Here is a 12,001-nt window from a genome sequence, read left to right on the forward strand (position 1 = left end):
AACTACGTACACAAGCAACCTATAGTTTAGCGTTTAACCACTTTGTCCACACTTAAACCCAAACGTTTTGCCAAGCGGCTAAGATTAGCTCTATCAACCCCTAGCTCTTTAGCTGCCGCAGACCAGCTTCCTTGGTGTTTTTCTAAACTCGCTGCTACCAAGCTTTTTTGATACGCGTCTGTTGCTTGGCGTAAGTTAAAGCCAGCAGCAATGCTTGTGGGTGCAGTCGATTGATACGAGGAAGATTCTACAATATCAGCTGATTTAAGCTCACCACAATCAGCAACGCTAATTCGTACAATAGCTTTACTACTTTGGTGAGCTCGCGCTTTTAGCGCTACGCGGCTAATTAGATGCTCTAATTCCCGAACATTGCCAGGCCAATCGTAGGCATTTAGATAAGCCACCAAATCACTTTGAAGTTTTATTTGTGGAATCCCCAACTTGCGTTTAACCAGCTCCACAAAAAAGCCTGCTAATAATTGAACATCCCCCACTCTCTCTCTTAAAGGTGGAACCAACACAGGGTAGACCGATAAGCGATGATACAAATCGGCGCGAAACCGCCCTTGCTCAACTTCCTTAGCTAAATCGCGGTTAGTGGCAGCAATCACCCGTACATCTACTTTTTGAATTTTGTCTTGCCCAAGCGCCTGCACCTCTTGGTTTTGCAATACCCGTAATAGCTTACTTTGGGCAGCCAAAGGCAACTCACCTATTTCGTCGAGAAAAATAGTGCCGCCATCAGCAATGCTAAATTTACCAGCGCGGTTTTTATCAGCGCCAGTAAAGGCGCCTTTAACATGACCAAATAGCTCACTTTCAATCAAATTGTCAGGTAAAGCCGCACAGTTCACATGCACTATTGGCGCTTTATAACGAGACGATTGAAGGTGCAAAGAGCGGGCAACTAGCTCCTTACCCACACCGGTTTCCCCTTGGATCAAGATAGTAAAATCTGATGGTGCCACCAAGGCAATTTCCTGTTTGAGGCGCTTCATCACCGGACTTTCACCGACAATTTCATCACTGTTGTGATGCCAAGCTGCTTGATTTAGTTCTTCCAATACTTGTTGCGAATGATGAGCCTGCTGTTCCAGTAGGTCTAAGGTTAAGCCTGTATTAAGGCTAGCTGCCGCCATGGCGGAAATTACCTCAAGTGTTCTATTGGGAATGTCATCAAATACTTCCGGAGTAAAGCTATCTAAGGTAAGTACGCCAATTAAGCTTTGATCAAAATACAAGGGTAAACCCATACAAGCATGAACAGGCAAATCCCCTTCTCGGTCGATCAACAAGCCATCATAGGGATCGGGTAACTCACAATTAGCCGGAAAACGCACCGGCATGCTGGAAGCACAAATTTGTTGAAAGCGCGGATGTTCCGACAGATAAAAGCGCCTACCTAAGGTATCTCGGCTAAGCCCTTGCAGCGTAAGAGGAGTAAGTTGCTCACCTCTTACTGCAAGCAAAGCCACTGCATCACAAGCAATGGTCTTTCGCACGGTATCCAGTAACCGGTCAAAGCGATCTTTACTACTAAGATTTTGCGCTAAGTCTAAAGCTAACTCGATTAAGGCTTTTGAAGATATATCTGACATTACAACTCCTCATTTATACCCATAGTAGTCAAAATGACAACGAATATCCACTAGTCATTATGACACCACCATTTCAAGAGTCGGCGAATTCACTGGTCTTAGCGGCTTTAAATAGTTGGTATGAAGATTGCCATGTACTTATGTAAACGAGAAATGAATATCAAATAGCTAGTATCAGGAGAATTCCATGAAACACTTTCCTTTATTCGTAGATTCAAACAAACCAAGTGCTTTTCGCCAATACATGCGTTGCATAGTGGGTGGAAACTGGTTAATGCTAGTCTCACTGCTTGTGATCATTTCATCCATTATCATTTCCTACCCCTTAGCACAGGCTTTTTCTATTCCAATGCAAATTGCTGCACACATATCTACCATTGTATTTGCTGGCGTATTAAAAGTGGGTTACGTGTTACGCTGCGTAGGATTTAACGAACTCGGTCAAGAGGTTATATAGTGATTAAAATTGCTGAGCCAGATACAAAAGATACTGCACAACATTGGCATCAACATCCGATATTCGAATTAGCCTTTCGCCCTTTCTTCTTGCTAGCAGCCTTTAGTTCGGCACTTAGCTTGGCGTTTTGGATATTATTACTAAACGGCCACATGCTAATTGGCCATAGTGGGTTAAGTCCACATGTGTGGCATGCTCATGAAATGCTAATTGGCTTTGGCACTACCGTAGCAGTTGGCTTCATTCTTACTGCAGTACAAACCTGGACCGGCCAGCCCAGCATTAAAGGAAAATCGCTGGCTGCTTTAGTAGCACTTTGGTGTTTAACTCGAATTGCCTTTTACATAAACACTGCCGAAAGTGCGGTACTGGCTACCATCTTACAAGGTCTATGGTGGCTCGCTGTTGTAATCATCTATAGTAAGCTGGTATTTGCTGCGCAAAATCGACGTAACTACATATTTATTGCACTGCTTTCGGTAATGGGTTTAGTCAACTTGGTCATATTAGGCAGTGATTTAACAGCAAACAGCGGCCTGGCGCTGCATTTAAGCCGAGCCATGGTTTTATTGTTTACTATTATGATGGCTTTAGTGGGCGGCAGAGTTATTCCCTTCTTTACCGTTCGCGGCGCGCAAACTGCACCCATCGAATGCCCAGCATGGATCAGTCGCTTGGTAGGTCCATTAGCAATTGCAACCACTGCGGCTTTTATTACTAGCTACTTTGTGAATACCTATCAACTTGTACCACTAAGTTTAATGTTACTTGGGCTGTTTCACTTATTACGCTTAGCTTACTGGCGCAGTATTAACACCCTAAAAGTGCCGCTGTTATGGTCACTACACATATCGTATTTGCTTATGGCCTTGGGGTTAATTGCTCTTGGCGCGAGCTATTACCTTACTTCACTAAGCTTTAGCAATGCGCTGCATATCATTACCATTGGAGCCATTGGCTTAATGATTTTTGCCATGATGAGCCGTGTATCGCTTGGCCATACCGGCAGAACATTGATCATCAAGCCGATTATTAGCATTGCGTTTATCCTCTTAGTAGCGGCTACTTTAATACGCACTTTTTTACCCCTTGCTGATGCTTTGTTAGCTTGGAATTTAAGTGCTGGACTTTGGTTAATCACGAGTTTGATTTTCTTGGCGGTATATTTGCCAATATTGTCTTCTAAACGCCAAAGCTAAACATTTTTCGGCAAGCTCTAGACGCCCTTAGGCTATTCTGCGATATTGCAGCAATGTTTAAGGGCTTCTTCACAAGGATTTCCCCATGTTGCTCAGTGTATGGCTCACCTTTGTAGCCGCTTGTATTGTATTTAGTATTTCACCAGGAGCTGGCACAGTAGCCACTATTAGCCATTCATTAAGTGGTGGTTTTAAACAGGCATGTAAAAACATAGCTGGCTTACAACTCGCTTTGGTTACTCATCTACTTATTGTGTCTATTGGTTTAGGCGCACTGTTAGCGTCTTCAGCGATAGCGTTCACCGTAGTAAAGTATCTAGGCGCAGCCTACCTTCTTTATTTAGGCATTAGTAAATTCTTTGAGAAATCTGTAGCACTAACTGGAAAAGATGTAGCCGTTAAATCCAGCTCACAACTTATCAAACAAGGGTTTATCGTTAACTTAATGAACCCAAAATCAATTATTTTTCTTGCTGCATTTTTACCGCAGTTTGTTAATCCAACCCAAGATATGACCGGTCAGTACCTGCTTTTAGGGCTTACAGTGGTAATGATTGATTGCGCCGTGATGTTTAGTTATGCCACCTTGGCTTCAGCGGTAAAGCCTTGGTTAGGAAAGGCGAAGTTTGTAGCCTTGCAAAATCGTGTATTTGGCTCGCTGTTTGTAATGATGGGCATTGCGCTGGCTCGCGTAGAACGCTAGTTAGTATGTACGCCAAACAATAAAAAAGACGCTATGAAGCGTCTTTTTTTATTCTAAGCGAGAGAAGCAATCAATTAAGTACGTTTATAACAACGTAACAACACCAAACTTAAACCAACCAACATTAATGGCCAGGTAGGCGGAGCCGGTACCGGTGTTGCTGCGGTATAAGAAAGCGCGTCAAAACCGTAAACCGCTGAACTACTCCCTGATCCAACCAATGAAAAGGATCTTAACGCTGTATCACTAATCAAGCCGAAAAAGGTACTTTCATACCACACATCGGTAATCTTTAGCGCTTCATCGATTATGTGGCCTGCACTATCCAAATAATCCAAATGAGATGAGTTAAGTTCGTTCAAATCAAAGCCAAGTGCAAACACATCGTGTTCAAAATCAATGGTGAAAGTATTTGATTCAAAAATACTAAGGGCTTTTGCGCCCTCACTAACTAAACTACTAGTGCTTCTATAACGGTTCGCACTAATCGTTAAGTCTTCGTTCAGCAAAGCTGGATCATTGAATCCTTCAAAGGCTAACTCTGCACCAGCAGCATTTTCAAATGCAGCTCGATCGGTATAAACAATAAACCCAGCATGGGCTTGCTGCGTTAATCCAAGCACAGCAGCAAAAACGAGTAGCGTATATTTCATTCTATTCAGCATATAAGGTCCATTTAACAGGGTACGACTTCCATTTCAGCCCGATATACTAAACTAAAAAGACTGTTGAGCAAGTCGTTATTTCAAACTCACATAGGAGATAAACCCCTAATTTTATTAAGGTTTAAACTTACCCTATGTTAAGCAGATGGCTCGTTTATAGTTCTTAAGCGTTGATTCGAAGCGAAAATCAGCAATGGCTGGCATCAGTTTAAAACTAGTCTTTTGGTGTACCTAAATAGATAGCGAATAAATTTCGTCTTTTCTCATCTGGTTCGTCTTATAAGTAATTCACCAATACGATGAGAACATCATGATTAAAATTGTTAGCGTTAAAATCTGCCCATTTGTTCAGCGCGTCACTGCTGCTTTAGAAACTAAAAACATAGCTTACGAGATGGAATACATTAGTTTGAAAGACAAACCGCAGTGGTTTTTAGATATTTCACCTAATGGGCAAGTTCCCATTCTAGTGACAGAGAACAATATTGCATTATTTGAGTCAGACGCCATTATCGAATACATTGAAGATGAATTTGGTTCCGTAGAAGCTAATGTTACTAACGAGCAGCGAGCCATGGATCGAGCATGGAGTTACTTAGGCTCAAAGCACTATTTAACCCAGTGCGGCACAATGAGCAGCAAAGACAAATCCACCTTTGAAGAGCGCAGTGAGAAATTATTTAAAGCCTTTACCAAAGTAGAAGAAAAGCTGTCTGGAACAACGGTGTTCTTTAAGTCTAACCATGTAAGTAAAGTTGATATCGCTTGGCTACCGCTGCTGCACCGCGCAGACATTATCAAACGAAAAACAGGCTTCGACTTATTGGAAGGCTTACCCAAAGTCCAAGCTTGGCAACTCAACTTGTTAGCTACAGGCATTGCTGTGGCTAGTGTTGCGCAAGATTTTGAAGAGCAATTTAGCAACTTTTATCTTACTAATACTTATCTAGCTGGCTATAGCAAAAGCAAAGTTAAGGAGGAAGCTGTGGATCTTACCGCCAGTTAGTGAGGGTCGCATTAATCGTTGCTCTTAGGTTCATCGCTAAGAGCAACAGTGCAGCAAACAAACTCGATTATTCACGCTGGTATAAAGCTTCAATGGTGCTCGACTCTAAGGTATTGGCATTAATCATATACCCGGCCAAAGCCCCCGATGCTCTTGCTGGTAAATCTAATTTTTCAACCGATAAGGCATGCAAGGTAAATCGGTAGCGATGAATACCATGTCCTTTGGGAGGGCAAGCTCCGCCAAATGCCTCAACACCATAGTCATTCTCAATCTGACGGCTACCACTCGGTAGTATCTCTGATTCGACGCTACCGGCATTACTTGCCAAGGAACGGGTACTTAAGGGGATATTAACTACCTGCCAATGCCACCAGCCACTTCCGGTAGGTGCATCTGGATCATAGGCAGTAATGGCAAAGCTTTTGGTGCCTTTAGGTGGATTTTTCCAGGAAAGCTGCGGTGACATATTCCCCCCAGAACAACCAAACCCAACAAACTCGTGCTGCTTGCTCATTAGCTCTCCATGGCTAACGTCATTACTCGACAAGCTTAGACTCTCAGCCATAGCTATGTTGCACCCGATTAGTGAAAAGAAAACAGTTGCGGCAGATAACGCTCTCATAATAAATCCCTTAAACAAATAATGAGGAGTCATCATAGAACTTACCTAATTACATAATTAGCGCAAAAACCGTCAAGTTATCGCCTTATTCGTTCATTCGGGTTTTTCTTAATTCTCGAGGGGTTAGGCCGAAGTGTGCTTTAAATTTGTCGGTAAATCGAGATTGCGAGTGGTACCCACACTGCTCTGCTATCAAACCTATCGGCTCGACACTGGTTTGTAATAAATGCAGAGCCAAGCTCATACGAGAACGATCTTTAATTGCTTGTACACTGCTACCTTCAAGCTTGAGCTTACGGCGCAATGTAGATTCGCTCATCGCCAGCTTTTCACAAATGGCTGTGGTTGATAGATCTTTAAAACCACTTTGTGTAAACAACTCGTGCAGCCGATGCGATACTTTGTTTTTGCTTCGCATCATAGCCACTTGTTGATAACCAAGGTGATAAAGTAAGGTCAATATTTCTCGCTTCCTTAAAGACAATATCTGCTGATTTGCCCAACTACTGCATTCAACAAACTGTTGTAAACTTTGCCTTAATGGGACTGGTATTTTGTCTGCAAAGTAGTCTTTATCCGGCTGCTCTCCAATGGGCAATTCTTCAAAATCTTGGTAATCAAACTCAATTAACAAAGCGAAATACAACTTAGCCTTCGGAATATTTCGCATGTTTATGGCTGGGCTGTCCGACAGAAAAATAAAATGGTCGGCCGGACAGTTAATTTTATTGTCGCCCCCAAGTTGCTTGTCTCCGCTTAACACCACAATCAACAAGGGTTTGCTAATAGGTACATTGTGCAATTGCTGTTCTAACACCGAGGAGTAAACCGAAAAAGGCAAATCACTCGATTGTTTCATCGCTTTTCTAATACTAAAAAGCAGCTTATCCATTGCTGGCATCCTTGTTTAATTAACTCGCAAGCAAGCTTATTGGCTGAAGGTTGGCTTAGTTACTTGGTGATCGGTTGGTTGAGGCGTTACCGTCATTACTTTTACCGCTTCGGGTGTTTCAAAACGGTGCCATTGATTTTGCGGAACCACCGCTAACTGCCCAGCACTTAGCGCGATACGCTGTTCTCCCTCTTCCTGTAACAAAATAAGCGAGGTAGAGCCTTCGATAATTTGAACAATTTCATCACCTTCTGAATGTCGCTCCCATTCGCTATTGCCAGCATAATGGCCAATGTAGATGCCACCATTGCGATATGCAGATAACTCACAAAATGCGCCAGCTAAGTCTTGTGCTGTAGATTCCGGGCGACGATCACTTGCAAAACGAAGTTGTTTAAATGCTTCCGACAAGGTGACCACCTTTATAGACATAATTATTCCTTGAAAGCTGCCAAATCTCACTTCGCTAGAAAGTGCATAACATCATGAAATGTGCAGCTACTGTAAGTTAATAGCAATTAACGTTATTTGCTAAATGCGTCCAAGCTTAGTAGCGTACTAAGATACTGTAACGAGACATAAATTAAAGAAGTGATTTTATGAAAAAGATCCTTAGTACCATTCTGGCCTGCGCCCTACTCACTGCTTGTGATAGCAATGAAGTCGCCGATGTATCTTTAGGCTTACTTACCACCAAAGACATTAAAATCAGTGTATTGAAGGATCCGTTAATCGACGGAGTGACCTGTCACATCGCTAATATAGAAGCCGATCTAGACTTTGCAGACCCTAGCGATATGTCCATATCCTGTCGCCAAACTGGCGAAATCACCCCAGCGATGTTAGCTAACATTGATAAAAGCAAATCTGGTGAAGTGGTGTTTAAAAAGTCGAAAAGCATTTTGTTTAAATCACTCAAAATACGCCGAATTTTTGATGAAGAATCACAAACCCTAATGTATTTGTCTTACTCAACCAAAGAAACATCAGGCAGTTACAAACATAGCTTGTCTACAGTACCTCTATGGGGAACCAAAGCCTATGCCGAACCTGCTGCTATAACTCAGTAACCAATATCAAAATCAATATAAAACAGTAACAAAAAAGGCCCTCTAATGAGGGCCAAACACTATCACCACAATAGCAGTTAAGGACGACTGCTTTTTCCTTGCTCTTTTATTTGGCCGCCAATAACTTCAGCTCATTGGCAACAAATTCTACGTGTGGACCGATCACCACTTGTACCGCCGTTTTACTTGGAATAATAACGCCAGGTACATGTTTTTTAAGTTCATTTACATTTACTTGGTCACTGTCTTTCACTTCTAAGCGAAGACGCGTTGCGCAGTTATCAACTAGCACTACATTGTCGGTACCACCTAACATGGTTAGTACTAAATCTGCTGTATCGCTGTGCGAACCACCTACGCTTAAGCTAGCTTCCTCTTCAGTGGCATCTTCACGCCCAGGCGTTTTCAGGTTCATTTTGATGATCATAGTTTTGAAAACAAAGTAGTAAACTGCGAAGAACACTAAGCCTTGTGGAATCAGCATGTACCAGTTGGTAGCAAGCGGATTGCGTGATGACAACACCATATCAACCAAACCCGCACTAAAGCCAAAGCCCGCCATCCATTGCATAGACGCAGCAATAAATACCGAGATACCAGTGAGTAACGCGTGTACAACGTAAAGCACTGGAGCTACAAACATAAAGGCAAACTCGAGCGGCTCTGTTACACCGGTGAAGAACGAAGCTGTAGCAGCGGCAATCATAATTGATGCAACTTTAGTTTTGTTCTCAGCTTTAGCGGTGTGATAGATAGCTAGCGCCGCCCCTGGTAATCCAAACATCATAATCGGGAAGAAGCCCGCCATGTAACGGCCTGTTTCTCCAGGCACAGCATCAGAAGCAACACTCAAGAACTTGCCTAAATCGTTAATGCCGGCCATATCGAACCAGAACACAGCATTTAGTGCATGGTGAAGGCCAATTGGAATGAGTAAGCGGTTAAAGAAGCCGTAGATACCCGCGCCTACCGAGCCCATACCGGTAATACTCTCACCAAAAGTAACTAGGCCACCAAAAATTAACGGCCACAGGTACATTAATACAAAGGCCACCACAATACCGGCTACCGAGGTAAGAATAGGAACTAAACGCTTACCACTGAAGAAGGACAACGCTTTATGCAGCTCAACTTGATAAAAACGGTTATACAGTTCGGCCGCCATAATACCGCTGATAATACCTACAAATTGGTTTTCGATTTTAGAAAACGCCAGTGTGCTTGCGTCATTTAGCGTTACCAAGCCAATTTGCTCTACGGCTCCCGGAGAAAGCAAAGTGGTTATTACCATGTAGCCAACAAAACCGGCTAGCGCAGCAGCACCGTCTTTGTCACGTGACATACCATAGGCAATACCAATAGCAAACAGTACCGACATGTTGTCGATAATAGCAGCGCCAGATTTAATCAAAAATGCAGCCAGCGCGCTATTACCGCCCCAGCCGTTCGGATCAATCCAATAACCTATTCCCATTAAAATGGCTGCTGCTGGTAGCACAGCAACGGGCACCATTAAGGCTCGACCAATTTTTTGTAAATAGCTAAACATAGTATCCCTCGTTATGGTTATTAATAACCAAGTTCAATTTTCCAGTAGCGTTTGCCTATTCGAGCTTGGTGCATCATTGATTATTTCGTTGATTAATGATCCGCCAAGAACTTAATTCGCAGTGTAAATAATAAAAATTCACACGCAAATAAAGAACCCCTAAAATGTGACACAGGCACGAACAACAGAGACTAAAACAGGCTGTTTATCACAAAATATCGAAAACTTATTTTTCAAAGAGAATTATATTGCTAAACTAAGCCTAAATTTAGTGGAGAACGATCATGAGATTAATACCATTACTCGACAAAAACCAAGTGGGAAGATGGTCCGCCCTTTATATCGCGGAGAAAATTAAGTCCTATAAGCCTACGGCTGAGCGCCCATTTGTATTAGGTTGCCCTACTGGAGGTACACCGCTAGCTACTTATCAACACTTAATAGAGCTGCATAAACAGGGTGAACTAAGTTTTGAGCACGTTGTAACGTTTAATATGGATGAATATGTTGGGATCCCTAGTGACCATCCAGAAAGCTACTACAGCTTCATGCACAACAACTTCTTCTCGCAGATAGACATACCAGCAGAGAACATTAACTTGCTCGACGGTAACGCCGAAGACTTAGAAGCAGAATGCGCCAGATACGAAGCCAAAATTAAACAATACGGAAAAATAAACTTGTTTATGGGTGGCGTAGGTGTTGACGGGCATATCGCTTTTAACGAACCGGCATCGTCTTTGGCCTCACGAACGCGGGTTAAAACCCTTACCGAAGATACCCGTATGGTAAATTCACGCTTCTTCGACAGCTTAGAGCAAGTGCCAAAACTAGCGCTTACGGTAGGAGTGGGAACCCTACTTGATTCAGAAGAAATTCTTATATTGGTGACCGGACACAACAAAGCCCAAGCGCTAGAAGCCGCGGTAGAAGGCAGCGTAAACCACCTTTGGACTATTTCTGCCCTACAACTTCATCCTAAAGCGATGATAGTATGTGACCAACCTTCCACTATGGAATTGAAAGTAAAAACAGTACGTTACTTTCATGAGCTGGAAGCCGAAAACATCAAGAATATTTAGGATAAGCCAATGATGTACGCCCTAACCAATGCACTAGTGTTTGATGGTTGTGAATTGCTAAACGGCTATTCGGTGCTTGTTGATAACAACAAAATCAGTTCAGTGGTGCCTAACCAACAAGTATCGCCACAAATTAGCAGCATAGACTTAAATGGCTCGGTACTCTGCCCAGGTTTTATCGACCTACAGCTAAACGGTTGTGGCGGAGTAATGCTTAATGGCGACTTCTCTAGCACCAACTTAGAGCGTATGCATCAAACTAATTTAAAAAGTGGTGCGACTAACTTCATGCCTACCCTTATCACCACCAATGATGAGGAAATGGAGCAAGCGGTTACCGTTTCTAGAGAACACAGCAAAAATAGCGGCACAGTTAACTTAGGTCTTCACCTAGAAGGCCCCTACTTAAGTGTTGATAAAAAAGGCATTCATAGCGAAAAGCTGATCCGCCAACTTAACCAACAACGATTACGCTTTTTGCTCGACAATCATGACGCGGTTAGAAAGGTCACCCTTGCGCCTGAGCAGGTTGAGCTAGCTAGCATCTCCGCGCTAAAAGAAGCAGGCATATTGGTCTCTTTAGGCCATACCAACGCTAACTACCAGCAAGCAAGCGACGCCATTAATGCCGGGGCTGGCTTTGCTACTCACCTGTTTAATGCCATGAGCCCAATGACCGGGCGAGAGCCAGGTGTACTTGGCGCTATATTTGACCACAACCTCTACGCAGGAATCATCGTAGATGGCCACCATGTGTCAAACGCCAATGTGCGCATCGCAAAACGATTATTGCGCCACAAGCTATGTTTAGTTAGTGACGCAACCGCTGCAGCTGGCGCAGATATAAGCAGCTTTGATTTTGTTGGACGTAAGATCACAGTTCAAGATGGGATTTGCTTTGGTGATGATGGTACACTCGGCGGTTCTGCTTTAACCATGATTGAAGCAGTAAAAAACTGCGTACAATCAGTAGGTTTATCTCTTCGAGACAGTTTAAGAATGGCTTCTTTGTACCCAGCAACCGCAATTAACAGGGATCACGACTTAGGCAGAATCAAGGCAGGTTACGCCGCAAACTTAACCGCATTTGATCAAGACTTTAATGTCACCCTTGCAATTAGCGATGGCCAATTGACTCAGTTTTAACCAAAA

13 protein-coding genes are annotated in these 12,001 nt (G+C 43.0%); 7 read left to right on the forward strand and 6 right to left on the reverse strand.

Translation table 11 applies throughout. The features are described 5' to 3' along the window. Window positions 1-26: 26 nt before the first annotated feature. Window positions 27-1,601 (reverse strand): nitric oxide reductase transcriptional regulator NorR, encoded by a 1,575-nt coding sequence (gene norR / locus OV592_RS12130; RefSeq protein ID WP_406608747.1) that lies wholly within the window; start codon window positions 1,599-1,601, stop codon window positions 27-29. A 187-nt stretch (window positions 1,602-1,788) separates the two neighbouring features. Here norR and OV592_RS12135 point away from each other — a divergent pair, with 187 nt between their 5' ends. The 3 genes from OV592_RS12135 (at window position 1,789) to rhtB (ending at window position 3,960) form a co-directional block, all read left to right on the forward strand. Then, entirely contained in the window at window positions 1,789-2,058 is a 270-nt protein-coding gene (locus tag OV592_RS12135) for a hypothetical protein (RefSeq protein WP_406608748.1), read from the forward strand. Next, window positions 2,058-3,257 carry an NnrS family protein gene (locus OV592_RS12140; RefSeq protein WP_406608749.1) on the forward strand — a complete coding sequence of 400 codons (1,200 nt, stop codon included), beginning with the start codon at window positions 2,058-2,060 and terminating at the stop codon, window positions 3,255-3,257. Before OV592_RS12135 ends, OV592_RS12140 begins: the two co-directional genes overlap by 1 nt. An 85-nt stretch (window positions 3,258-3,342) precedes the next feature. Next, the gene (gene rhtB, locus OV592_RS12145; RefSeq protein ID WP_152782535.1) at window positions 3,343-3,960 is read left to right on the forward strand and encodes a homoserine/homoserine lactone efflux protein; all 618 of its coding nucleotides are present in this window, start codon (window positions 3,343-3,345) and stop codon (window positions 3,958-3,960) included. A gap of 74 nt (window positions 3,961-4,034) precedes the next feature. Here the strand turns inward: rhtB and OV592_RS12150 are convergent, their stop codons facing one another. Beyond that, a complete protein-coding gene (locus tag OV592_RS12150) occupies window positions 4,035-4,625 on the reverse strand; it encodes a hypothetical protein (RefSeq protein WP_406608750.1) in 591 nt (196 codons plus the stop codon). A 310-nt stretch (window positions 4,626-4,935) separates the two neighbouring features. Here OV592_RS12150 and OV592_RS12155 point away from each other — a divergent pair, with 310 nt between their 5' ends. After that, entirely contained in the window at window positions 4,936-5,631 is a 696-nt protein-coding gene (locus OV592_RS12155) for a glutathione S-transferase family protein (RefSeq protein ID WP_406608751.1), read from the forward strand. A 67-nt stretch (window positions 5,632-5,698) separates the two neighbouring features. Here the strand turns inward: OV592_RS12155 and OV592_RS12160 are convergent, their stop codons facing one another. The 3 genes from OV592_RS12160 to OV592_RS12170 all read right to left on the reverse strand — a co-directional run bounded on the left by OV592_RS12160 (window position 5,699) and on the right by OV592_RS12170 (window position 7,580). Then, the gene (locus tag OV592_RS12160; RefSeq protein ID WP_406608752.1) at window positions 5,699-6,256 is read right to left on the reverse strand and encodes a YbhB/YbcL family Raf kinase inhibitor-like protein; all 558 of its coding nucleotides are present in this window, start codon (window positions 6,254-6,256) and stop codon (window positions 5,699-5,701) included. 85 nt (window positions 6,257-6,341) lie between these two features. After that, on the reverse strand, window positions 6,342-7,148 hold the full coding sequence (locus tag OV592_RS12165; protein ID WP_406608753.1) for a helix-turn-helix transcriptional regulator: 807 nt from the start codon (window positions 7,146-7,148) through the stop codon (window positions 6,342-6,344). Between the two features lie 36 nt (window positions 7,149-7,184). Continuing rightward, on the reverse strand, window positions 7,185-7,580 hold the full coding sequence (locus OV592_RS12170) for a cupin domain-containing protein (RefSeq protein WP_406608754.1): 396 nt from the start codon (window positions 7,578-7,580) through the stop codon (window positions 7,185-7,187). A gap of 167 nt (window positions 7,581-7,747) precedes the next feature. On the opposite strand from OV592_RS12170, the gene OV592_RS12175 reads away from it, so the two are divergent. Further along, a complete protein-coding gene (locus tag OV592_RS12175; protein ID WP_406608755.1) occupies window positions 7,748-8,218 on the forward strand; it encodes a CreA family protein in 471 nt (156 codons plus the stop codon). A 106-nt stretch (window positions 8,219-8,324) separates the two neighbouring features. On the opposite strand, the gene nagE is transcribed toward OV592_RS12175, so the two are convergent. Continuing rightward, on the reverse strand, window positions 8,325-9,767 hold the full coding sequence (gene nagE / locus OV592_RS12180) for an N-acetylglucosamine-specific PTS transporter subunit IIBC (RefSeq protein ID WP_338621455.1): 1,443 nt from the start codon (window positions 9,765-9,767) through the stop codon (window positions 8,325-8,327). A 284-nt stretch (window positions 9,768-10,051) separates the two neighbouring features. Here nagE and nagB point away from each other — a divergent pair, with 284 nt between their 5' ends. Together nagB and nagA are read left to right on the forward strand one after the other, a co-directional pair. Next, on the forward strand, window positions 10,052-10,849 hold the full coding sequence (gene nagB / locus OV592_RS12185) for a glucosamine-6-phosphate deaminase (protein ID WP_016401073.1): 798 nt from the start codon (window positions 10,052-10,054) through the stop codon (window positions 10,847-10,849). A 9-nt stretch (window positions 10,850-10,858) separates the two neighbouring features. Next, window positions 10,859-11,995 carry an N-acetylglucosamine-6-phosphate deacetylase gene (gene nagA, locus OV592_RS12190; protein ID WP_406608756.1) on the forward strand — a complete coding sequence of 379 codons (1,137 nt, stop codon included), beginning with the start codon at window positions 10,859-10,861 and terminating at the stop codon, window positions 11,993-11,995. Window positions 11,996-12,001: the final 6 nt, after the last annotated feature.

The sequence above is a fragment of the Agarivorans sp. JK6 genome, assembly GCF_045277145.1.
Lineage (GTDB): Bacteria > Pseudomonadota > Gammaproteobacteria > Enterobacterales > Celerinatantimonadaceae > Agarivorans > Agarivorans albus.

Bases quoted from the DNA above. Each gene is read 5' to 3' on its own strand.
- norR (WP_406608747.1), bottom strand. From the start codon at position 1,601: ATGTCAGATATATCTTCAAAAGCCTTAATCGAGTTAGCTTTAGACTTA.
- OV592_RS12135 (WP_406608748.1), top strand. From the start codon at position 1,789: ATGAAACACTTTCCTTTATTCGTAGATTCAAACAAACCAAGTGCTTTT.
- rhtB (WP_152782535.1), top strand. From the start codon at position 3,343: ATGTTGCTCAGTGTATGGCTCACCTTTGTAGCCGCTTGTATTGTATTT.
- OV592_RS12150 (WP_406608750.1), bottom strand. From the start codon at position 4,625: ATGCTGAATAGAATGAAATATACGCTACTCGTTTTTGCTGCTGTGCTT.
- OV592_RS12155 (WP_406608751.1), top strand. From the start codon at position 4,936: ATGATTAAAATTGTTAGCGTTAAAATCTGCCCATTTGTTCAGCGCGTC.
- OV592_RS12160 (WP_406608752.1), bottom strand. From the start codon at position 6,256: ATGAGAGCGTTATCTGCCGCAACTGTTTTCTTTTCACTAATCGGGTGC.
- OV592_RS12165 (WP_406608753.1), bottom strand. From the start codon at position 7,148: ATGGATAAGCTGCTTTTTAGTATTAGAAAAGCGATGAAACAATCGAGT.
- OV592_RS12170 (WP_406608754.1), bottom strand. From the start codon at position 7,580: ATGTCTATAAAGGTGGTCACCTTGTCGGAAGCATTTAAACAACTTCGT.
- OV592_RS12175 (WP_406608755.1), top strand. From the start codon at position 7,748: ATGAAAAAGATCCTTAGTACCATTCTGGCCTGCGCCCTACTCACTGCT.
- nagE (WP_338621455.1), bottom strand. From the start codon at position 9,767: ATGTTTAGCTATTTACAAAAAATTGGTCGAGCCTTAATGGTGCCCGTT.
- nagB (WP_016401073.1), top strand. From the start codon at position 10,052: ATGAGATTAATACCATTACTCGACAAAAACCAAGTGGGAAGATGGTCC.
- nagA (WP_406608756.1), top strand. From the start codon at position 10,859: ATGATGTACGCCCTAACCAATGCACTAGTGTTTGATGGTTGTGAATTG.